The sequence below is a fragment of the Ectothiorhodospiraceae bacterium 2226 genome (genome assembly GCA_013348725.1).
Lineage (GTDB): Bacteria > Pseudomonadota > Gammaproteobacteria.
Window position 1 is genome coordinate 1,269,560 of sequence record CP054689.1, and the last position, 22,149, is coordinate 1,291,708.

Annotated in this window: 16 protein-coding genes; 2 read left to right on the top strand and 14 right to left on the bottom strand. The window is 67.9% G+C overall.

Annotated features, from left to right (window positions below; genetic code table 11):
• Positions 1-15: 15 nt before the first annotated feature.
• Together HUS23_06145 and speA are read right to left on the bottom strand one after the other, a co-directional pair.
• Entirely contained in the window at positions 16-315 is a 300-nt protein-coding gene (locus HUS23_06145) for a cupin domain-containing protein (GenBank protein ID QKT03413.1), read from the bottom strand.
• A 7-nt stretch (positions 316-322) separates the two neighbouring features.
• Positions 323-2,224, bottom strand: a complete 1,902-nt coding sequence (gene speA / locus HUS23_06150; GenBank protein QKT03414.1) for a biosynthetic arginine decarboxylase — start codon at positions 2,222-2,224, stop codon at positions 323-325.
• Positions 2,225-2,356: 132 nt separating this feature from the next.
• On the opposite strand from speA, the gene speE reads away from it, so the two are divergent.
• A complete protein-coding gene (gene speE, locus HUS23_06155) occupies positions 2,357-3,208 on the top strand; it encodes a polyamine aminopropyltransferase (GenBank protein ID QKT03415.1) in 852 nt (283 codons plus the stop codon).
• A 72-nt stretch (positions 3,209-3,280) separates the two neighbouring features.
• On the opposite strand, the gene hemE is transcribed toward speE, so the two are convergent.
• The 12 genes from hemE to HUS23_06215 form a co-directional block, all read right to left on the bottom strand.
• Positions 3,281-4,354: a uroporphyrinogen decarboxylase gene (hemE, locus tag HUS23_06160; protein QKT03416.1), complete on the bottom strand. Its 1,074-nt coding sequence runs from the start codon at positions 4,352-4,354 to the stop codon at positions 3,281-3,283.
• Position 4,355: 1 nt separating this feature from the next.
• Positions 4,356-5,762, bottom strand: a complete 1,407-nt coding sequence (locus tag HUS23_06165) for an FAD-dependent oxidoreductase (protein ID QKT03417.1) — start codon at positions 5,760-5,762, stop codon at positions 4,356-4,358.
• Positions 5,763-5,789: 27 nt separating this feature from the next.
• Positions 5,790-10,331, bottom strand: a complete 4,542-nt coding sequence (gene gltB / locus HUS23_06170; protein QKT03418.1) for a glutamate synthase large subunit — start codon at positions 10,329-10,331, stop codon at positions 5,790-5,792.
• A 161-nt stretch (positions 10,332-10,492) separates the two neighbouring features.
• Positions 10,493-12,490, bottom strand: coding sequence for an SPOR domain-containing protein (locus HUS23_06175; GenBank protein QKT03419.1), 1,998 nt, complete (start codon positions 12,488-12,490; stop codon positions 10,493-10,495).
• Entirely contained in the window at positions 12,487-12,738 is a 252-nt protein-coding gene (locus HUS23_06180) for a WGR domain-containing protein (GenBank protein QKT03420.1), read from the bottom strand. Before HUS23_06180 ends, HUS23_06175 begins: the two co-directional genes overlap by 4 nt.
• A 41-nt stretch (positions 12,739-12,779) precedes the next feature.
• Positions 12,780-13,865: a 3-dehydroquinate synthase gene (gene aroB / locus HUS23_06185; protein ID QKT03421.1), complete on the bottom strand. Its 1,086-nt coding sequence runs from the start codon at positions 13,863-13,865 to the stop codon at positions 12,780-12,782.
• 54 nt (positions 13,866-13,919) lie between these two features.
• Positions 13,920-14,468, bottom strand: a complete 549-nt coding sequence (aroK, locus tag HUS23_06190; GenBank protein ID QKT03422.1) for a shikimate kinase AroK — start codon at positions 14,466-14,468, stop codon at positions 13,920-13,922.
• 69 nt (positions 14,469-14,537) lie between these two features.
• Positions 14,538-16,643, bottom strand: coding sequence for a type IV pilus secretin PilQ (locus tag HUS23_06195; GenBank protein QKT03423.1), 2,106 nt, complete (start codon positions 16,641-16,643; stop codon positions 14,538-14,540).
• Between the two features lie 20 nt (positions 16,644-16,663).
• Positions 16,664-17,203 (bottom strand): pilus assembly protein PilP, encoded by a 540-nt coding sequence (locus HUS23_06200; GenBank protein ID QKT03424.1) that lies wholly within the window; start codon positions 17,201-17,203, stop codon positions 16,664-16,666.
• A gap of 15 nt (positions 17,204-17,218) precedes the next feature.
• Positions 17,219-17,857: a type 4a pilus biogenesis protein PilO gene (locus tag HUS23_06205; protein ID QKT03425.1), complete on the bottom strand. Its 639-nt coding sequence runs from the start codon at positions 17,855-17,857 to the stop codon at positions 17,219-17,221.
• A complete protein-coding gene (locus HUS23_06210; protein ID QKT03426.1) occupies positions 17,854-18,417 on the bottom strand; it encodes a PilN domain-containing protein in 564 nt (187 codons plus the stop codon). The genes HUS23_06205 and HUS23_06210 overlap by 4 nt, the downstream gene beginning before the upstream one ends.
• Positions 18,417-19,490, bottom strand: coding sequence for a pilus assembly protein PilM (locus tag HUS23_06215; GenBank protein ID QKT03427.1), 1,074 nt, complete (start codon positions 19,488-19,490; stop codon positions 18,417-18,419). Before HUS23_06215 ends, HUS23_06210 begins: the two co-directional genes overlap by 1 nt.
• A gap of 176 nt (positions 19,491-19,666) precedes the next feature.
• Between HUS23_06215 and HUS23_06220 the strand changes: the two genes are divergently transcribed.
• Positions 19,667-22,120: a penicillin-binding protein 1A gene (locus tag HUS23_06220; protein QKT03428.1), complete on the top strand. Its 2,454-nt coding sequence runs from the start codon at positions 19,667-19,669 to the stop codon at positions 22,118-22,120.
• Positions 22,121-22,149 lie beyond the last annotated feature (29 nt).

The following is a 22,149-nucleotide window of genomic DNA, read 5'->3' on the forward strand; positions in this document are numbered from 1 at the left end:
CCGGACACGATGCGGCTATGACCGGCACCCCTCAGTCGGGACACCAAAGACGTAATGCTTGCGCACCGGCGCGTGCACCTGCCAACGGCAGGCCATACCGGCGGGGAAGGTGACCAGGTCGCCGCGCCCCATGCGCACCGGCGGGCCGCCCTCGGGCGTGACCGTGACGTCGCCCTCCAGGAAGTAGCAGGTCTCCGAGTCCTCGTAACGCCAGGGAAAATCCGACACCTCCTTGGTCCAGATCGACCAACCGGATACGCCCAATTGGTCCAGGCGTTCCGGCGCGGGTTCGCGTTCGAGGCGGATCTCGCTCATAGGCACGTCAGTCCTCCAGATAGGTGTAGCCGGTGAGACCGGCACGCAACTCCTCCAGATAATCCAGGCGCTGCGCTTCGGTCACCGCGGCGTCCTTGATCTTGCGCCGATAGCGCTCGAGCAGCACGTCGGCGCTGAAATGTACGTAGCGCAGGACCGAATCCACGGTGTCGCCGCGCTGCGGTTCCACGAGGCGATGACCGCCGTCTTCGGTCAGGGTCACATGCACCGAGTCGGTGTCGCCGAACAGGTTGTGCATGTCGCCGAGGATCTCCTGGTAGGCGCCCACCAGGAAGATGCCGAGTAGATACGGCTCGCCCTCGCGCAGCGGATGCACCGCGAGGCTCGGCTCGATGCCGTGGCCGTCCACATAGCTGCTGATGCGCCCGTCCGAGTCGCAGGTGATGTCCTGCAGCACGGCGCGGCGCGTGGGCGGCTCGTCCAGGCGGTGGACCGGCATGATGGGGAAGATCTGGTCGATGGCCCACACGTCGGGCAGCGACTGAAACACCGAGAAGTTGCAGAAATACTTGTCGGCGAGCTTCTCGTCGAGCTCGTCCAGCACCTCGCGGTGCGCGCGCGCCGCGGGCTGCAGCAATTCGCGCGCCCGCCGACAGGTGGCGAAGTAAAGCTCCTCGGCACGCGCCCGCTGCTCGATGCCGAGCACGCCGTGGGTGTACATGGTGTGCGCCTCCGACAGCCAATGCACCGCGTCGTGGTAAGCCTCGATGGCGCTGCGGGCGGAGGCGTCGGGCTCCTGCAGGGCGGCGACCCCGTGCCACAGGTCCTGGATGATGAGCGGCTCGTCGTCGGTGACGGGCTCGAGTTGCGCGCGCTCCAGGGCGCGCTCCATGTCGATCACGTTGGCGAGCAGCACCGCGTGGTGCGCGGTCAGGGCGCGCCCGGACTCGGTGATGATGTGCGGGTGCGGCAGCTCGTGCTCGACGCTGGTCTCCCACAGTGCGTGGACCACGTTGCGGGCGTACTCCTGCACGCTGTAGTTCATGGAGCAATAGCTGCGCGAGCGGGTGCCTTCGTAATCGATGCCCAGGCCGCCGCCGACGTCCACGGTGCCGATAGACGCCCCCAGCCGATGCAGCTCGGCGTAATAGCGCGCGCACTCGCGCATGCCGCGCTGGATGTCGCGGATGTTGGCGATCTGCGAGCCGAGGTGGAAGTGCAGGAGCTGCAAGGCCTCGAGCCTGCCGGCCTGCTTGAGGCGCTCGACCACGGTGAGCACCTGCGCGGCGGAGAGGCCGAACTTGGACTTCTCGCCGCCGGTGTTCTGCCACTTACCCGCGCCGATCGAGGCCAGGCGCACGCGCACGCCGAGCAGCGGTTCGACCCCCATCGCGGACGCCTCGTCCAGCACCAGCTGCAACTCGGAGAGCTTCTCCACCACGATGTACACGCGGTGACCGAGCTGGCGCCCGATGAGGGCAAGGCGGATGTACTCTCGGTCCTTGTAGCCGTTGCAGACGATCACGCCGCCGGAGGGGGCGATGCCGAGCACCGCCATCAGCTCGGGTTTGCTGCCGGCCTCGAGGCCGACATTGCCGTTGCCGGAGCCGAGTATCTCCTCCACCACGCGGCGCTGCTGGTTCACCTTGATCGGATAGACGGCGGTGAAGCCGCCGGTGTAGCCGTCTTCGTCCATGGCCTCGGCAAAGGCTTGGCACTGGGTGTTGACCCTGTCGTGGAGGATGTCGGTGAAACGCACCAGCACCGGCAGCGTGAGGCCCGCGGCGCGAATGTCTTCCGCAAGCCGGTAGAGGTCGACGCCGGCGTGGTCGGGGTCGCGCTTGGGACGCGCGACCACGTGCCCGGCGGGGTTGACGTCGAAGTACCCGCCGCCCCAGTGGGCGATGTTGTACTGCTCGCGCGCCTGCTTGATGCTCCATTCGGTCATGCACGTCTCCCAAACCGTGGCTGCGCGCGGCATCCGCGAGCCGTCGGCGGCGGGTTTCGAGCCCGCCGCGAAAATCTGCGATAATAGCGGTTTTTCGTCTGCATCGTAATCCAATTGGACACGGGGGTAAGTATGGCTCTGGACAGCGGCTGGTTCACCGAGATCAACACGTCGAACGGCTTTGCCATGTCGCTGAAGGTGAAGGCGAAACTCCACGAGGAGCAGTCCGAGTACCAGCGTATCGAGGTGTACGAGACCGAGACCTTCGGGCGCCTGATGACCATCGACGGCCTGGTCATGCTGACCGACCGCGACAACTTCATCTACCACGAGATGATGTCGCACCCCGCCTTGTTCGCTCACCCCCATCCGCGCAACGTGCTGATCATCGGCGGCGGCGACTGTGGCACCCTGCGCGAGGTGCTCAAGCACCCCGACGTGCAGCGCGTACAGCAGGTGGAGATCGACGAGCGCGTCACGCGCGTCTCCGAGCAATTCTTCCCCGAGCTGTGCGAGTCCAACGACGACCCGCGCGCCGAGCTGCACTTCGTGGACGGCATCAAGTGGGTGAAGGATGCCGAGGACGGCTTCTACGACGTCATCATCGTCGACAGCACCGACCCGGTCGGCCCCGCCAAGGGCCTGTTCTCACGCGACTTCTACCGCGACTGCCGGCGCGCGCTGGGCACCAACGGCATCATCGTGGGACAGAGCGAATCACCGCTGTTCCACCTCGACCTGCTCAAGGAAATGCACGGGGAGATGCGCGCCGCCGAGTTCCTCGACATCCTCACGCTCAACTTCCCGCAGTGCACCTACCCCTCGGGCTGGTGGAGCTGCACCATGGCCTGCAAGGACATGCCGCTGTCGGGTTTTCGCGAGGAGGCGGTGGTCGAGCGCCCGTTCAAGACCCGCTATTACAACCACGGCATCCACAGCGCCGCGATGACCGCGCCGACCTTCCTGTTCGACGCCCTGCTCTGAGGGCGGCGCGGCGCGCGGCAGAAAAAAAGCCGCTCCTAGGAGCGGCTTTCTTCGTTCAGCGGGTAAGCCCGCCTACGCGCCGGCGGTGTGGTAGGCCGGCGACAGTTCGTGCACCGCCTCGATGAAGGCGGTGACGTGCTCGGGCTCGATGTGCTGGTGGATGCCGTGGCCGAGGTTGAACACGTGCCCGCTGCCGTGGCCGTAGCTCTCCAGGATCAGCCCGACCTCTTGGCGGATGCGCTCGGGCGAGGCGTACAGCACGCAGGGGTCCATGTTGCCCTGCAGCGCGACACGATCGCCCACGCGCGCCCGCGCCTCGCTGAGGTCCACCGTCCAGTCCACCCCCAGCGCATCGGGACCGGCGTCGGCCTGTCCTTCCAGCCAGGCGCCGCCGCCCTTGGTGAACAGGATCACCGGCACGCGCCGCCCCTCGTGTTCGCGCGGCAGCCCGGCCACGATGCGCTGCATGTAGGCCAGCGAAAAGGCGCGGTAGTCGCGCGGGCTCAAGACGCCACCCCAGGTGTCGAAGATCATGACGGCCTGGGCACCCGCCGCGATCTGCGCGCGCAGGTAGGCGGTCACCGCATCGGCCACCGTACCGAGCAGCCGGTGCATCAACTCGGGGCGGTCGAACATCATGCCTTTGACGTGCGCGTACTCCTTGCTGGAGCTGCCCTCCACCATGTAGGTGGCCAACGTCCAGGGGCTACCGGCAAAGCCGATCAGCGGCACCCGGCCGTGCAGCTCACGGCGGATGGTGCGCACGGCGTCCATCACGTAGCCGAGTTCGTCCTCGGGATCAGGCACGCCGAGGCGCGCGACGTCCGCCTCGCTGCGCACCGGGCGCTCGAAGCGCGGCCCCTCGCCCTCTGAAAAATAGAGCCCGAGGCCCATGGCGTCGGGCACGGTGAGGATGTCGGAGAACAGGATCGCCGCATCGAGCCGGTAGCGCGCGAGCGGCTGCAGCGTGACCTCGCAGGCGAGCTCGGCGTTGCGGCACAGGTCCATGAAGCTGCCGGCGCGCGTGCGCGTGGCGCGGTATTCGGGGAGGTAGCGCCCCGCCTGGCGCATCATCCACACCGGCGTGCGCTCCACCGGCTGGCGGAGCAGCGCGCGCAGCAGCAGGTCGTTGGCGAGTTGGCTCACGCTAGACGTCCAGGTAGTCGAGGATGCCGTCGGCCGCCTCGCGGCCTTCGAACACCGCGGTGACCACCAGATCCGAGCCGCGCACCATGTCACCGCCGGCGAAGATCTTGGGGTTGGTGGTCTGGAACTTGTGGCCCTGCGCGCCGGCCTTCACGCGCCCGCGCTCGTCGGTCTCGATGCCGAAGTCGGCGAACCAGGGCGCGGGGTTGGGGCGGAAGCCGAACGCGATGATCACCCGGTCGGCGGGCAGGATCTCCTCGGAGCCCGGCACCGGCTCGGGACGACGGCGGCCGCGCTCGTCGGGCTCGCCGAGGGCGGTGGTCACCACCTTCACGCCCTCCACGCGGTCCACGCCGACGATCTCCACCGGCTGACGGTTCCACAGGAACTGCACGCCCTCTTCCTTGGCGTTGGCCACCTCGCGCTTGGAGCCCGGCATATTGGCCTCGTCGCGGCGGTAGGCGCAGGTCACGCTGGCGGCCTTCTGGCGGATGGAGGTGCGGTTGCAGTCCATTGCGGTGTCGCCGCCGCCCAGCACCACCACGCGCTGGCCGCGCATGTCGATGAACTCGCCAGGCTCCTGTTCCAGCCCCATCACACGGCGGGTGTTGGAGATCAGGAACGGCAGGGCGTCGTACACGCCGGGCAGGTCCTCGCCGGGGAAGCCGCCCTTCATATAGTTGTAGGTGCCCATGCCGAGGAACACCGCATCGTACTCGTCGAGCAGCCGCTGCAGGGGGATGTCCTTGCCGACCTCGGTGTTGAGCACGAAGCGCACGCCCATGCCCTCCATCACCTCGCGGCGTCGCTGGATGATGTTCTTCTCGAGCTTGAACTCGGGAATACCGAAGGTGAGCAGGCCGCCGATCTCGGGATAGCGGTCGTACACCACCGCCTCCACGCCGTTGCGCACCAGGATGTCGGCGCAGCCAAGGCCAGCCGGACCGGCACCGATGATGGCCACGCGCTTGCCGGTGGCCTTCACCTTGGACAGGTCCGGGCGCCAGCCTTGCTTGAAGGCCTCGTCGGCGATGTACTTCTCGATCGAGCCGATGGTCACCGCGCCGAAGCCGTCGTTCAGCGTGCAGGCACCCTCGCACAGCCGGTCCTGCGGGCACACGCGGCCGCACACCTCGGGCAGCGAGTTGGTTCGGTGCGAGAGCTCCGCGGCCTCGAACAGGTTGCCCTCGGCCACCAGCTTGAGCCAGTTGGGGATGTAGTTGTGCACCGGGCACTTCCACTCGCAATACGGGTTGCCGCAGTGCAGGCAGCGGGCGGCCTGCGCGCCCGCCCCCTCCGGATCGAAGCCGCCGTAGATCTCGCCGAAGCTCTCCACGCGCACGTCCACCGGAAACTTCTTCGGATCCTTGCGCGGCAGCTGGATAAACTGAAAGTTGTTCTTTGCCATCACTCTGTGTCGGTGCGTGAGCGCGGCTTACGCCGCGTTCAGGAGGCTGTCCAGGAGCGTCGCGAGTTCCGCCGCCTTGGGTTTGACCAACCAGAACTTGCCCGCGTACTCGGGGAAGTTGTCCAGTATCTGCTGGCCCCAGGCGCTGCCGGTTTCGGCCACGAACTCGCGAATGATGCCCATGAGGTAGTTGCGGTACGCCTCCATGTTCTCGGGCGCGACGCGGTGGATATCGATCAGTTCGTGGTTGTAACGATCCACGAATCGGTTCTCGACATCCAGCACGTAGGCGAAGCCGCCGGTCATGCCGGCACCGAAGTTCACGCCGGTGGAGCCGAGCACGGTCACCACACCGCCGGTCATGTACTCGCAGCCGTGGTCACCCACGCCCTCCACCACCGCGCAGGCGCCGGAGTTGCGCACCGCGAAACGCTCACCGGCGAGCCCCGCGGCGAACAGCTTGCCGCCGGTCGCGCCGTACAGGCAGGTGTTGCCGATGATGGTGGTCTCGTTGGACGCGAAGCGGCTCGCGCGCGGCGGATAGATGACCAGCTTGCCGCCGGCCATACCCTTGCCCACGTAGTCGTTGGCGTCGCCCTCGAGGTACATGTGCAGACCGCCCGCGTTCCACACGCCGAAGCTCTGCCCCGCGGTGCCGGTCAGGCGCACCTCGATGGGGGCATCCTCCATGCCGAGGTTGCCGTAACGCAGCGCGATCTCGCCCGACAGGCGCGCACCGATGGAGCGGTGCACGTTCTCAACGTGGAAGGTGTAACTGCCGCCGCTGCGCGCCTCGATGGCGGGCAGGCACTCGTGCACCATGGTCTCGGCGAGCTCCCCTTTGTCGAAGGGCTCGTTGCGCGGCTCGGTGCAGAAACGCGGCTTGTCGGCCGGCACGCCCGCGTCGGAGACGATGGGCTCGAGCACCAGGCGGCGCTGCTTGGGCGTGTCGCCCTCGAGCAGCTCCAGCAGGTCGGTGCGGCCGATCAGCTCCTCCATGGTGCGCACGCCGAGGCTCGCCATGATCTCGCGCGTCTCCTCGGCGATGAACTTGAAGTAGTTCATCACCATCTCGGGCAGGCCGATGAAGTGCTCCATGCGCAGCACCTTGTCCTGGGTGGCCACGCCCGTCGCGCAGTTGTTCAGGTGGCAGATGCGCAAATACTTGCAGCCGAGCGCGATCATCGGCCCGGTGCCGAAGCCGAAGGACTCGGCACCGAGGATCGCGGCCTTCACCACGTCCAACCCCGTCTTCAGGCCGCCGTCGGTCTGCACGCGCACCTTGTCGCGCAGGTCGTTCTTGCGCAGCGTCTGGTGGGTCTCGGTGAGGCCCAGCTCCCACGGGCTGCCGGCGTACTTCACGCTGGTCAGCGGCGAGGCGCCGGTGCCGCCGTCGTGGCCGGCGATGGTGATGAGGTCGGCGTAGGCCTTGGCGACGCCCGCCGCCACGGTGCCCACCCCCGCCTCGGCCACCAGCTTCACCGACACCAGCGCCTTGGGGTTCACCTGCTTCAAATCGAAGATGAGCTGCGCCAGGTCCTCGATGGAGTAGATGTCGTGGTGCGGCGGCGGCGAGATCAGCGCCACCCCGGGCTTGGCATAACGCAGCTTGGCGATCAGCGGATTGACCTTGTCGCCCGGCAGCTGGCCGCCCTCGCCGGGCTTGGCGCCCTGCGCGATCTTGATCTGCAGCACCTCGGCGTTCACCAAATACGCGGGCGTCACGCCGAAGCGGCCCGAGGCGACCTGCTTGATCTTGGACATGCGCTCGGTGCCGTAGCGCTCGGGGTCTTCGCCGCCCTCGCCCGAATTCGAGCGCCCGCCGAGGCGGTTCATGGCGATGGCGAGCGCCTCGTGCGCCTCCGGCGAGAGCGCGCCGAGCGACATGCCCGCGCTGTCGAAGCGCTTGGTGATCGCCTCGAGGGGCTCGACCTCGTCCACCGCGATCGGCTGCACGTCCTTGCGCAGGCGCAGCATGTCGCGGAAGGCGAAGATCGGCCGCTCGTTCACCAAGCGGCTGTACTCGCGGAACCTCTCGATACTGCCCGTGCGACAGGCCTCGCGCAGCGCGGTGACCACGTCGGGGTTGTAGGCGTGATACTCGCCGCCGTGCACGAACTTCAGCAGGCCGCCCTGTTCACGCTGCTTGCGCAGGTTCCAGGCGCGCTGGGCCAGCACCCGCTGATCGGCCTCGAGCTCGTCGAAGTGCGCGCCCGACAGGCGGTTGGTGGTGCCCTTGAAGCACAGCTCCACCACCTCCTCGTGCAAGCCGACCGACTCGAACAGCTGGGCGCCGCGGTAGCTCGCGATGGTCGAGATGCCCATCTTGGAGATGATCTTGTAGAGACCCTTGTTGATCGCCTTGCGGTAGTTACTCTCCAGGCGCAGCGCCGCCTGTGCCTGGGCGTCCTCGTGCGTGGCGATTTCCAGGGGCATGGCGATCTCGCGCGTGCGCAGCATGTGACGCAGCGACTCGTACGCGAGGTAGGGGTAGACCGCGGTGGCGCCGTAACCGATCAGCACCGCGAAGTGGTGCGAATCGCGCGCGCTGCCGGTCTCCACGATGATATTGGCATCGCAGCGCAGGCCCTCGCGGATCAGGCGGTGATGCACCGCGCCCACCGCCAGCAGCGCGTGCACCGGCAGCTTGCCGGGCGTGATCGCGCGGTCGGACAGCACGATCACCACCTTGCCGGCGCGCACCGCGGCCACCGCCTGCTCGCAGACGGCTCCTACCGCGGCGCGCAGGCGGGAGGGCTCGCCCTCGGCCGCGGGGGTGTAGTTGAGGTCGATGCGCTCGTGCGCATAGTCCGCCTCGTCGAGCGCGAGCAGCTGTTCGAACTTGTGGGTGGACAGCACCGGCGAGTCCACCAGCAGACGCGCGGCGTGCTCGGGCGTCTCCTCGAACAGATTCTTCTCGCGGCCCAGGCAGGTCTCCAGCGACATCACGATCTGCTCGCGCAGCGGGTCGATGGGCGGGTTGGTGACCTGCGCGAACTGCTGGCGGAAGTAGTCGTACAAGGAGCGCTGCTGACGCGACAGCACGGCGACCGGGGTGTCATCACCCATGGAGCCGACCGCCTCCTGGCCGGCCTCGGCCAGCACGCGCAGCACCTGGTCGCGCTCCTCGAAGCTCACCTGGAACTGCTTCTCGTAGGCGAGCAGGGTGTCGTCGTCGAACGCGGGCGCGCGCGGGGGTTCATCCAGGATGGCATCGAGCCGGCGCGCGTGTTTGTTGAGCCACTCGCGGTAGGGTCGGCGCTCCTTGAGACGCTGATCGATGTCCTCGGGCAGCAGCAACTCGCCGGTGTCGGTATCGACCGCGATCATCTGGCCGGGCTTCAGGCGGCCCTTGGCCACCACGTCCTCGGGCTGATACGGATACACGCCGATCTCGGAGGCCAGCGTGATGTGGCGGTCCTGGGTGATCACGTAGCGGGCGGGCCGCAGGCCGTTGCGGTCCATGCTGCAGGCCGCGTAGCGCCCGTCGGTCATCACGATGCCGGCCGGGCCGTCCCACGGCTCCATGTGCATGGAGTTATATTCGTAGAACGCGCGCAGGTTCGAGTCCATGGTCTCGATGTTCTGCCACGCCGGCGGCACCAGCAGGCGCATGGCGCGGAAGATGTCCATGCCGCCGGCGAGCAGCGCCTCCAGCATGTTGTCGAGGCTGTTCGAGTCGGAGCCGGTCATGGACACCAGCGGGCGCACATCTTCCATGTTCGGGATGAGCGGCGTCTGGAACTTGTAGCCGCGCGCCATCGACCAGTTGCGGTTGCCCTGCACGGTGTTGATCTCACCGTTGTGCGCCAGGAAGCGGAACGGCTGCGCGAGGCGCCACTGCGGCCAGGTGTTGGTGGAGAAGCGCTGGTGGAACACGCACAGCGCGGACTCCAGACGCGGATCGTTCAGGTCCTGGTAGAACAGCGGCAGGTTGGCCGGCATCACCAAGCCCTTGTACGCCAGCACGCGGCTGGACAGGCTGGGCACGTAGAAGGTGGGATCGTCCGCCTCCAGGGCCTTCTCGGCGCGGCGGCGGGCAATATAAAGGTGGCGCTCGAAGGCGTCGCCGTCCATGTCGGCCGGCGCGTTCACGAACACGTGCTCGATGACCGGCAGGCTCTTGAGCGCCTCGGCACCGCAAGCGGCGGGGTCGGTCGGCAGCGGGCGCCAGCCGAGCACCTCGAGTCCTTCGCGGGCGAGTTCGCCCGCGAGCGTGTCGCGCGCACGCTGCGCCAGCGCGGCGTCCTGGTTCAGGAACACCGCGCCCGCGGCGAAGTTCTCGCCGAGGCGCCAGCCCTGGTCCTCGGCCACCGCGCGCAAGAAGGCGTCGGGGCGCTTCATCAGCAGTCCGCAGCCGTCGCCGGTCTTGCGGTCGGCCGCCACCGCGCCGCGATGCGTCAGGCGGGCCAGCGAGTCGATGGCGGTCTGCACGAGCCAATGACTCGGCGTGCCGTCCATCTGCGCGATGAGGCCGAAGCCGCAGTTATCCTTTTCGAAGGCGGGCTGGTACAACCCGGCGGGGGTCTGTCGTTCAGTCACTTCTGCCGTAACCTTTCTGCCGTGCATGGGCGCTTGTCGGCTAGCGCGGGGCGAGCCGGCGCTCGCGTGCGTGCGTCGAGCGGGAGGGCCGAGCGAGCGGCCAAATGGTCAGGCAGTATACAGGCGCGAGGGAAGCGGGATCAACGCGCGGCACGCGGCCGCAGCAGCACCGTGGGGCAAACGCGAACTCAGTCCAGCCGGACCGAACGCTGCACGCTGGCGAAGGTGCGTGGCCAGGGCCCTGCCTCACGCAGGGCGGCGGGCAGATCGGCGACCGCCGCGCGCGCCGCCTCGGCGCTGGGGTAGCTACCGTAGATCAACACATACCACGGCTGGTCGTCGCGCGCGGTGGTGAAGTAGGCGGCGTGACGCTCGATCCCCTCGCGGGCGATCAATTCGCGCACCGCCGCCTCGCTGCCCGACGCGGTGAGCTGCAGGGTGTAATGGGCCTGATCCTGCGCCCACAGCCAGACCATGCCGCGGCCGGCCGAGCCGACCGACGAGGCGGCCGGCTCGGAGCCTCCGGTGATCGCGCCCGCGTCGGGCGCGGGCTCCCCCGGCGCCGCGCCACCGGCCGAGGCGGACGTGGGGCGCGGGCCGGGGGATGGGCTCGAAGCGGACACCGCAACCACCTCGCCCTCTCCCTCCAAGCTCCCGATCCGACGCGGCCACGGCGGGATCTCCAACTGTGTCTGCAGGCGATCGCGCGCGGCCTCGGCCGCCGCGCGGTCGGCAAACGCGCCGAACACCAGGGTGTACCATGGCGCACCGTCGCGCATCCCGGCGATCAACGCCGCCTCACCGTCTAGAGGCTGGCGCGCCGCATAGGCACGCAGCGCCTCCGACCGACCGCCGGCGGCGAGCTGGAGCGTGTAATGCTCGGGGTCGCGTTCGGCGAGCCAACCGCCCGCGGCGCGCATCGGCCGCTCCGCGACGGCCGACGCGGGGTCAGGATCCGTGGCTGCTGGTTCGGGCTGGGCAGCGGCCGCGTGGCCCGGCGCGGCCACCGTCGGCTGCGCCGGACGCGGTTGCGCCGGCGCGTCGGCCCGTGGCGGCAGCGGCAACTCCTGCACGATGGGCGGCCCGGCCGGGGCGCGGCGCGGCGCAGCCTCGGGCACCGCCGGTGCCACGCGCGCCTCGGGCCGCTCGGGCGTGGTCGCGTCGGGCGCCCGGGCGACCGGCACGGCCGGCTCTTCGACCGCCCCTCGGGGGAGAATCAGGACGACGGCGACGAGGATGGCGAATGTGATGGCCGCCCCGACGCCGACGCTCGCCCGCGCGTGCAACCACGCCTTCGCCGCGGAAAGATCAATCGCAGCGCGCACGGTAGACGCCGACTGCACCGCCGTCCCGACGGGCGCTACGTCGCGCGCCCCGCCAGGACTCCTAGCACCGCGTAGCGCACCGACCGGCAGACGGTCACGCCACGCCCGCACGCGCGCCAGCACGAGCGCGCCGGCATCGCGCAGGCGGTCGAGCCGGCCATACGGCTCAGCGCCTCCGCGGGCCACAATCTCGGCAAGCTCGCGTTCGATATCGCCCGGGTTGCCCCCGGTCAGGTGATGCAGGCGCGCGATCTGCGCCCGATCGAAGACCGGCGGGTCGTCCAACACCTCCAGGCGGTGTTCGACATAGGCAGCGACCTGCGCCGGCGTGAAGGGCGCCAGGGTGAGGCGCTGGACGCAGATCGGCGGCAGCTCGAGATGCTCGTCGGCGAACAGCACGACGCGCACGGCCGGCGGCGGCTCCTCGTCGGCCTCGCGCCCGAACGCGAGCAGTACGGCGAGCGCCTCCGGCGGCAGACGGTCCGCATCGTCGACGACCAATACCGCCTGCTCGCCCATCCGAAAAAGCGCCGCTTCCAACGCCGCGCCGCTGACCGCCTCCGCCTCGCTCAAGACCAGCGTATGCGCAAGGTGCTGGAGCAGAAGCTCGGCGGTGAGGTCCGGCTCCGCCTGGAAGCAACACACCCGGCCGTGGGCACTGCAGCGCGTTGCAAGTTCGGCGGCCAACACGGACTTGCCACGTCCGGCGGGTGCCGCCACCAACAAGACCTGGGCGCTGTAGTCGACGAGGTGCTGGAGGATGTCGAGCAGGTGGCTCCGCCCCTGATCGAGGAAGGGCCGCGGCGACGGCGGCAGGGCCGCGCCCGCGAGTGCGCCGGAATGCGCCGGGTCCGTATTCACTGGCGACCTACGCCTTCGACGAACATCACCCGATAACCCCGCGCGATCTGGGCGTCGCGCGCCCGGACGAGGGCCGCCTCGGCCGCATCGAAGCTCGGGTAATGCACGCGCTTGATGCGGCGCGCACCGTTCGGGGCACCTGCCTCCTGGATCAAGGTCCAACCCTCCAGCAGGTCCTGCTGAAGCATGAGCTGGCAAAAACGGGGCGGACCCTCGGCCGTCGGCGGCGTTTGCATGTAGATGCGCATGGTTCAGCAGCGTACAGCAGACGGGCGAATGAGTGGGCGCCTCACGCCAATGCGCGGTGCGCGACCACCGTCTCGCAGATCAGATCCGGTGCGACGCCATCGGCGATCACCGCCTCGCCGATGCCCTTCAACAACACCAAGCGCAGACGGGCGTCCTGAACCTTCTTGTCGACCGCCATCAACTCGGCGAAACGGCCGCAATCGAGTTGCGCCGGCGCGCGGGTGGGCAGCTGGGCCCGGTCGATGAGGTTCTCCACACGGTGTATATCGTTCGCGTTGAGCCAGCCCAGCCGACCGGACAGATCGGCCGCCATCAGCATCCCCGTGGCCACTGCCTCGCCGTGCAGCCAGGCGCCGTAACCGACCCCGGTCTCGATCGCGTGACCGAAGGTATGGCCGAGATTGAGCAAGGCGCGTTGGCCCGCCTCGCGCTCGTCGGCCGCTACCACTTCCGCCTTGTTGCGGCAGGAGCGCTCGATGGCGTACGCGAGCGCCTCGTGGTCGCGCGCGAGCAGGCGCGCCATGTTCTCCTCCAGCCACGTGAAGAACTCGGGGTCGCGGATCAGTCCGTACTTGATGACCTCGGCGATGCCGGCGGCCAATTCGCGCTGATCGAGGGTACGCAGGGTCTCCGTGTCGATCAGCACGCAGTTCGGTTGGTGGAAGGCGCCGATCATGTTCTTGCCGAGCGGATGATTCACGCCGGTCTTGCCGCCCACCGAGGAATCGACCTGAGCGAGCAAGGTGGTCGGGATCTGCACGAAGGCGACGCCGCGCTGATAACAGGCCGCCGCGAAACCCGCCATGTCGCCGATCACTCCCCCGCCGAGCGCGACGATAGTGCAACGCCGGTCGAGGCGGTTCTCCAGCAGGGTATCGAAAATCGTGGTGACGGTGTCCAGCGTCTTGTAGCGCTCACCGTCGGGCAGGATGCAGGTATGGCACTGGAAGCCGTCGAGCAAACGCAGAGCGGCATCGAGGTAAAGGGGGGCAACGGTCTCGTTGGTGACCACCAGCACCTGGCGGCCGGCGATGGCCGGCGCGATAAGGTCGCGGCGGGCCAACAGCCCCGGGCCGATGTGGATGGGGTAACTGCGCGCGCCGAGGTCTACCTGCAGTGTCTTCATGAGCGAGTCGTTCATTGCGTAAGCGCCTGGACCGGCAGTATAGCCGACCATGGCCTACGACTTGGCGCTCAGGGCGGGATGGCCGAGGATCTCGGCGACCACATGACGGACCCCGCGCTTGTCCGTGGCCACCACGACATCGGCGATCTCCCGGTACAGGGGGTCGCGCTCCACCATGAGCTGCTTCAGCTTGGCGCGCGGGTCCTGGGTCTGCAACAGCGGGCGGTTGCGGTCGCGCGAGGTGCGCCGCCAGAGCTGCTCCAGCGAGGCGCTCAGGTAGATCACCAAACCGCGTTCCGCCAGGTGGCGGCGGTTGGCCGGATCCAGGACCGCGCCGCCGCCCGTCGCCAACACCACGCCGCGTCGCTGCGTGAGTTCATCGATCACCGCCGCCTCGCGGCGCCGGAAACCCGCCTCACCCTCCACATCGAAGATCAGCGGGATGCTGGCACCCGTGCGCCGCTCGATCTCGTGGTCACTGTCCACGAACTCGAGCTGCAGCGCCTCGGCGAGACGCCGGCCGACCGTGGTCTTGCCGGCGCCCATGAGTCCGACCAGGAATATCCGTCGCGCCGAAGGCGCCTGCTGCGCGTCTGCCATCATTCAGTTGCCTGGGAACGTCCCGGCGATTATACGGGCCGCCCGCTCGCGCGCGAGCCGGGCTGGCGCCGGTCACTGGCCGCTAAGGCTTTCGCTCAGAATTTTCGGCGTCACGAACACGAGCAACTCAGACCGGTCATCCTGGTTGAACGTGTTGCGGAACAGGACACCGATCAGAGGGAGATCGCTGAAGAAGGGAACCCGACGGACACTGGTGGCCTTGGTCTGCTCGTAGATACCACCCAGCACCACCGTCTCGCCGTTGTCCACCAACACCTGGGTCTGCACTTCCTGCTTGTTGATGGGCGGGTTGCCCTGCACGGCACTACCGAAGTCCGGGCTGTCCTTGTTGATCTGCAGGCTCATGATGATGCGGTCGTCGGGGGTGATCTGCGGCGTCACGGTCAGCGCCAGCAGGGCCTCCTTGAACTGCACCGTGGGCGGATTGTTGGCGGTGCCGGGCACGGTGAAGGGGATTTCCACGCCCTGCTTAATGACCGCCTCACGCTGATTGGCGGTGATGACGCGCGGGCTGGATACGGTTTCCGAGCGTCCTTCGGCCTGCGCGGCGGACAGCTCGAGGTCGAGCAGGATGCCGCGGCGCAGATTGGCCACGGCAAGGCCGATGGTGCCGGCGCTGCCCGACAGGCTGGTCACCGGGAAGTTGACGTTGAGACGATCCGGGGGAGTCGTGGCATCGATGCCGCTGCGACGGGCCGTATCGGCGCCGCCGATGTTGCCGCCGACACCCACTTGGTGGCTACCGGTGGTGCGGTCCCCCGACACCCCGAATTTCACGCCCAACTCCCGGCTGAAGTCGTTGCTGGCGAGCACCACGCGCGACTCGATCAGCACTTGGCGCACCGGCACGTCGAGCTGGGCGACGAGATTGCGCACCGCCTCGATGTGGTCGGGGGTGTCGAGCAGCAGGAGCTGGTTGGTGCGGGCATCGACCGCGATGTTACCGCGACCGGACAACAAGGTATTCTGCTCGTTGCGCAGCAGCGACGCGATGTCCTGAGCGCGGGCGTAGTTGATCTGGATCGCCTCGTTCATCAGCGGCACCAGCTCGGACATACCCTGCCGTGCCTCCAGTTCGGCCCGCTCGCGCGCGGCGATCTCCGCCGCGGGCGCGACCATCCACACATTGCCGTGCTGGCGCATGCCGAGGCCGCGGCTGTTGAGAATGATGTCCATGGCCTGATCCCACGGCACGTTCTGTAGGCGCAGCGTGAGACTGCCGGAGACGCTGTCGGTGGTCACGAGGTTCACGTCGTTGAAATCCGCCAGCACCTGCAGCAGGGCGCGCACCTCGATGTCCTGGAAGTTGAGCGACAGGCGCTCCCCAGTGTACTTGGGCTGCCCCACGACGCCGTCCTGCGAGGGCCCGCTCGGCAGCACCTTCACCGCCAGCGTGAAGCGGTCCTCGACCTGGTAGGCACCGTACTCGAAGGGCCCGTCGGGCGTGACCACCATGCGCACGTTGTTGCCTTGGGCGTAGGTGTCGATGGACTTCACGGGCGTGGCGAAGTCCGCCACATCCAGGCTGCGCTCGAGTTCCTGCGGCAGGGTGGCATTCTGAAATTCGGCCACCAGGCGGTTACCGGTGCGCTGCACGTCCACCGCCATGTTCGGGTCGCCCAGGCGCACCACGACCAGGCCCTCGCCCGCGTCGCCGCGGCGGAAATCAATGTCGTTCACCCGCACCTCGCGCCGAGCCGTGGCCGGCACCCCGGCGCCGCCCCCGGCGGCCTCCAGCACCAGATAGAGTTGATTGCCCTCGGTACGCGTCTCGAAGGGGACGAGGCGGGCGAGGTTGAGCACCACGCGGGTGCGCCCGCCCGCCTCGACCACCGTCATGCTGCGCGCCGCCCCGGTGCCGATGGTGCGGCTACGCGTGGCCAGCGCATTGCGCGTGCCCGGCAGGTCCAGCGCGAGGCGGGCCGGGTTGTCGATGGTAAAGGTGTTGGGCGATGGCGCGGGGCCGCTCATGGTGAACTTCAGTTCGACGCGATTGCCGGGCAGCGCCGCGACGCTGACGTCCTGCAGCGCCACCTCGTCGGCGGCGATGGCCGTCCCGCCGGCAAGCAGCACGCCCGACAGCAGGACCAGCAGGCCGACCACGGTGTGGCGCGCGCATCCCGTCAGGATGGTCGAGGAAAAGCTTCGGACGCTCATCGTGTGCCCCTTGGTTTGTGTCATTCGCTCAGCACCAGGCTGGCTTCGCGCTCGAGCCAGCTACCGGTGCCGGTGGGTACGAGTTCGGTCAGGTGCAGGCTGCGCTCGGTGATGTTGTGGATGCGACCGTCGTTCTGTCCGATGTAGTTGCCGCGGCGCACGCGGTGCACCCGACCGTCGGGGGCCCGCACGATAGCCCAGTGCGCATCGTCCCGCTGGACGCTGCCCACGAACCTTAGGGCGTCGAGCGGCACCTCTTCCAGCACCTCGCGCGTGCGGTTCGGATCCGGCCGCACGCCATTGTCGTCCGGCGCTGCCTGAGCACGTGCCACCACGGGCCTGAACGGGTCCCGCAGGTCCTCGGCGCCGTAGTGGTGGGTCACGTAAGGCTGGATCTCCGGTAGCGGGTCCACGCGCCCCTGCTGCTTGGCCTTGTACGCGTTCATGTACTGCACCAGGTCCTCGTGCTGCTGCTGCGCGCAGCCGGCGAGCCCGCCAAGCAGCAGGCCGCCTAGCAGCACTGCCAGGATGCGGTAATGTCCGTTTCGCGTTTCGCTCATCTCGATCTCCACGCGTCAACGCCGGCGCCGCGCGGCCGGTTGCTGGCTGCGCTGCTGCGCGGCGACTTCGTCCTCGTCCAGATAACGGTAAGTGCGCGCGACGATGTCCATGGTGAGCTTGCCGCCGGACTGTGCCCCGGGGCCGCTGATGCTGACATTGTGCAGCGTCACGATGCGCGGCAGCGCGGCGATACCGCTCACGAAGCGACCGAACTCGTGATACGTGCCTACGACGCTCATTTGAATCGGCAGCTCCGCGTAGAACTCCTTGGGGCTTTCCTGCTGCGGGCGGAACAATCGGAACTCGAGTCCGCTCGCAAGGCCCGTCTGAGAGATATCGACCAGCAGCTCGGCAACTTCAGTGCGGCTCGGCAGCTGGCGCAACATGGCGCCGAACGAATCCTCCATGACCTCCATCTGCGCGCGGTAGGCGTCCAGGTTGGCGGCCTGGGCGGCGCGCTGTTCGAAGTTGCGGCGCAGGTCCTGCTCGCGCTGAACGACGCGCTCGTACTGCTCGATCTGACCCTTGATGTGGAACCAGTACCCCGCGAACAGAATGGCCCCGCCCAACAAGGCGATGACGAACAGGCGCCCGGCCAGCGGCCAGGAACCGATCTGACTGAAATCGATATCGTTGAGGTCGAGGTTCTTCATGAGGCCACCTTCGCCGCCGCGCCACGCACCTGGGTCACCCGCAACGTGAAAGTGCTGGTGCGCGCGCCACCCTGACGGTCCGCCTGAATCACGTCCAGGCGCGGGTTCGTCAACCAGGGGGAGGCATCGAGGTTGCGCATCAGGGCCGACACGCGCGCGTTGGACTGCGCGACGCCCTGCAGCACCAAAGCGTTCCCCTGCTGACGAATGTCCGTGTAGTGCACGCCGTCGGGCAGGGCCTCGGCCAACACCTCCAGCAGATGCACGATCTCGGCGCGGTTGCCCTGCAGCTGCTGAATGACGTTCATGCGCGCGAGCAACCGCTCCTTTTGACTCTCCAGCGCGCGGATATCGCGGATTTTGCGGTCAAGATCGGCGATCTCGCGCTCCAGCAGGGTGTTGCGCGACTGCTGCGTCTCCATCAGGCCGGCGATGTGGAAGTGCGCGTACACGATCACCATCCCCATCAGCAAAACCACGCCGCCGGCCATGCCCACGAACTGGCGTTGGCGCTCCTTGCGTTGCGCCTCGCGCCAAGGAAGGAGGTTGATGCGCGCCATCAGTCGAAGCTCCTCAGCGCCAGCCCGCAGGCGATCATCAGGGCGGGCGCGTCGTTCATCAGTCCCTGCGCCTTGACACGGGAACTGACCGTCATATGCGCAAAGGGGTTCGCGATCAGGGTGTTGATGCCGGTTTCCTGCGCGATGAGCTCGTCGATTCCGGCGATGGAGGCGCAACCGCCGGCAAGGACCAGATGGTCCACGCTGTCGTGGGAACTCGACGAGAAGAAGAACTGCAGAGCGCGGCTAACCTGCTGGGCCATGGCCTCCTTGAAGGGCTGCAGCACCTCGCCGGCGTAGTTTTCCGGCAGGCCGTTCTGGCGCTTGGCCATGCCGGCCTCCTCGTAGGACAGGCCGTAACGGCGCTGGATCTCCTCGGTCAGCTGTTTGCCACCGAAGGATTGGTCGCGGGTGTAGATGGAACGCATGTCGTGCAGGACGTTGAGCGTGGTGGTCGTCGCGCCGACGTCGACCACCGCCACCGTCTGCCCCAGCCCGCCGCTCGGCAGGGACGGGGCGATCAGCGTGAAGGCGGTCTCCATGGCATAGGCCTCGACGTCGATCACCTTCGGAGTGAGTCCGCCGAGTTCGGTGGCGCCGGTGCGCAGGTCCACATTCTCGCTCCGCGAGGCGGCCAGCAGCACGTCGACCATGTCCGGATCGGCGTCCGACGGCCCGAGCACCTGGAAATCGAGGTTCACTTCCTCGAGGGGGTAAGGAATGTACTGGTCGGCCTCGATCTGGATGAGATTTTCGAGCTCATCTTCGGGCGCCGAATGCATGGTGATCACCTTGGTGATGACCGCCGATCCGGCGACGGCCGCCGCCGCGTGGCGCGCACGGGTGCGGGAACGCTTGACCGCGCGTTTGACCGCCTCCCCGACGGCCTCCAGGTCCGTGATATTCTTCTCGACCACCGCGTTGGGAGGCAGCGGCTCGACCGCGTAACTCTCCACGCGATAATGGTTGCCGCTGCGCGCGAGCTCGAGCAGCTTGACCGACGTCGAGCTGATGTCCAGGCCGACGAGCGGGACGGTGCGGGGCCGAAAGATTCGCGAAAGCTTTGGTATCATTTTCTTTTATCGGACCTACGCTTGCGCGCGATAATTATTTTTCTGCATTAAATACCAGACAGAATCGGACGGTCAATACATTTAATTGCGTAACCGATCATGGCCTGGCCTAGGTAAGGGTTTTATACTTCCTGGGTCGAAGAATCCTTGACTTAATTCTCACACGGCTCGCTCGAATGAAATATTTCTACGCCCTGCTGCGTTACGGCCTGGCGACCTTGTTCGCCCTGGTAACCGCCGGCGCGGTGGCGGCGGTCGGCACCTACCTTTATCTGGCGCCGCAGCTGCCTTCCATCGAAGTCCTCACCGACGTTCGCTTCCAGGTGCCGCTGCGCGTGTACTCCCGCGACGGCGCGCTGATGGCCGAGTTCGGCGAGCAGCGGCGTTCACCGCTCTCCTACGAGGAGATGCCGGAGCAGATGATCCAGGCCGTGCTCGCCGCCGAGGATGATCGTTTCTTCAGCCATCCCGGTGTCGACTACCAGGGCATCGCCCGCGCCGCGCTGCACCTCGCCCGCACCGGCGAGAAGGCGCAAGGCGGCAGCACCATCACCATGCAGCTCGCGCGGAACTTCTTCCTCTCGCGCGAGAAGACTTATCTTCGCAAGATCAACGAGATCTTGCTGGCGCTGAAGATCGAGAGGGAGCTCAGCAAGGAGCAGATTCTCGAGCTCTATCTCAACAAGATCTTCCTCGGCAACCGGGCCTACGGCGTCGGCGCCGCCGCTTTGGGTTATTACGGCACCACGCTCGAGAACCTTAGCGTCGCGCAGACCGCGATGATCGCCGGGCTGCCCAAGGCCCCGGCCGCCTACAACCCGCTGGTAAACCCCCAACGCGCCCTGCTGCGCCGCAACTACGTGCTCGGGCGCATGCACCTGCTCGGTTACATCGACGACGAGACCTACCAGGCGGCGATGGCGGAGGAGGATCAGGCACGCGCGCACGGCCCGGTCGCCGAACTGGAGGCGCCTTACGTGGCGGAGATGGTACGGGCGGACATGCTCGCGCGCTTCGGCAACGAGGCGTACACCGCGGGCTACCGGGTCTATACCACCTTGGACGGCAACGCGCAGCGGGCCGCCAACCAGGCGCTGCGCGCCGGGCTGATGACCTACGACACGCGCCACGGATACCGCGGCCCCGAGGCTCAAGTCGATGTCGATCCCGATGAGCCGGACGGGTGGGACCGCCACCTGGTATCGGCCGTCGGCGGCCTGCGCAGCGCGCTGATCGTCGACGTCGAGGAGCGCGCTGCGATCGCCTACATCGGCCGCGGCCAAACCGTGCGCCTCGAATGGCCGGGCCTGTCCTGGGCGCGTCGCTACATCAACGCCAATGCCCAGGGTCCGGCGCCGCAGGCGGCTAGCGAGATAGTAGCCGTTGGGGATCGCGTGCGTGTGCGCCTGGACGAGGATGGGGCTTGGCATCTCGCCCAGGTACCGGATGCCGGTGCGGCGCTGGTGGCACTCGACCCGCGCAATGGGGCCATCACTGCGCTGGTGGGCGGATTCGACTTCTTCCATAGTCATTACAACCGAGCCTTCCAGGCCCAGCGCCAGGCAGGCTCGGCGTTCAAGCCCTTCGTCTACTCCGCGGCCCTGGAGCGGGGCTACACCCCCGCCAGCCTGGTCAACGACGCCCCGGTGGTGTTCGACGACCCGGGCCTGGAAGCCACTTGGCGCCCGGAGAACTACACGGGGCGCTTCTATGGACCGACGCGGTTGCGCGAATCGCTGGTGCATTCGCGCAACCTGGTCTCGATTCGCCTGCTGCGGTCGATCGGCATTCCCTACACCATCAACCACACCGTGCCGTTTGGCTTCGACCGCGACCGCCTACCGCGGGACCTGTCGCTGTCGCTCGGCAGCGGGAGCGTGACGCCGCTGGAACTGACCGCCGGTTACGCCGTGTTCGCCAACGGCGGCTATCGGGTCGAGCCGCACTTCATCGAGCGCATCGTCGACGCCGCCGGGGACGAGGTGTTCCGCGCCGATCCGCCCACGGTCTGCCCCGAGTGCCCCTCGGATTCGGCGGCCCGCGGACTACTGCCGGTAAGCGACACGGCAGCGCTGCAGACCGACGACGGGTATCCGCTGATCGCACCGCTGGACCTGAGCCCGCCGCCGCGCCCCGCCGAACGGGTCATCAGCGCGCAGAACGCTTACTTGATGACCTCCATGATGCGCGACGTGATCGATCGCGGCACCGCACGCGCGGCGCGCCAGCTGCGCCGCGCCGACCTGGCGGGCAAGACCGGCACCACCAACGATCTGCGCGACGCGTGGTTCGCCGGCTACAACGGCCAAGTGGTCGCCAGCGCCTGGGTGGGCTTCGACACGCCCCGCTCGCTCGGCGCGCGGGAAACCGGCGGCCGTACGGCGCTACCCATCTGGATGGACTTCATGGGGCGCGTGCTTGACGGCGTGGAGGAACAACCGTTTACCCAACCGCCCGGGTTGGTGACCGTGCGCATCGATCCCGCCAGCGGGCTGTTGAGCACGCCGGGCAGCGGCGATGCGATCTTCGAAACCTTCCCAGCGGACCAAGTCCCGCAGCAGGCGGCGGCGCCGGCCGCGCGTGACGAAGCCGGCGGCTCGACGCCCAGCGTGATGGACCAGTTGTTCTGAGCACGCCACGGCGCGCCCGGCGGTAACAC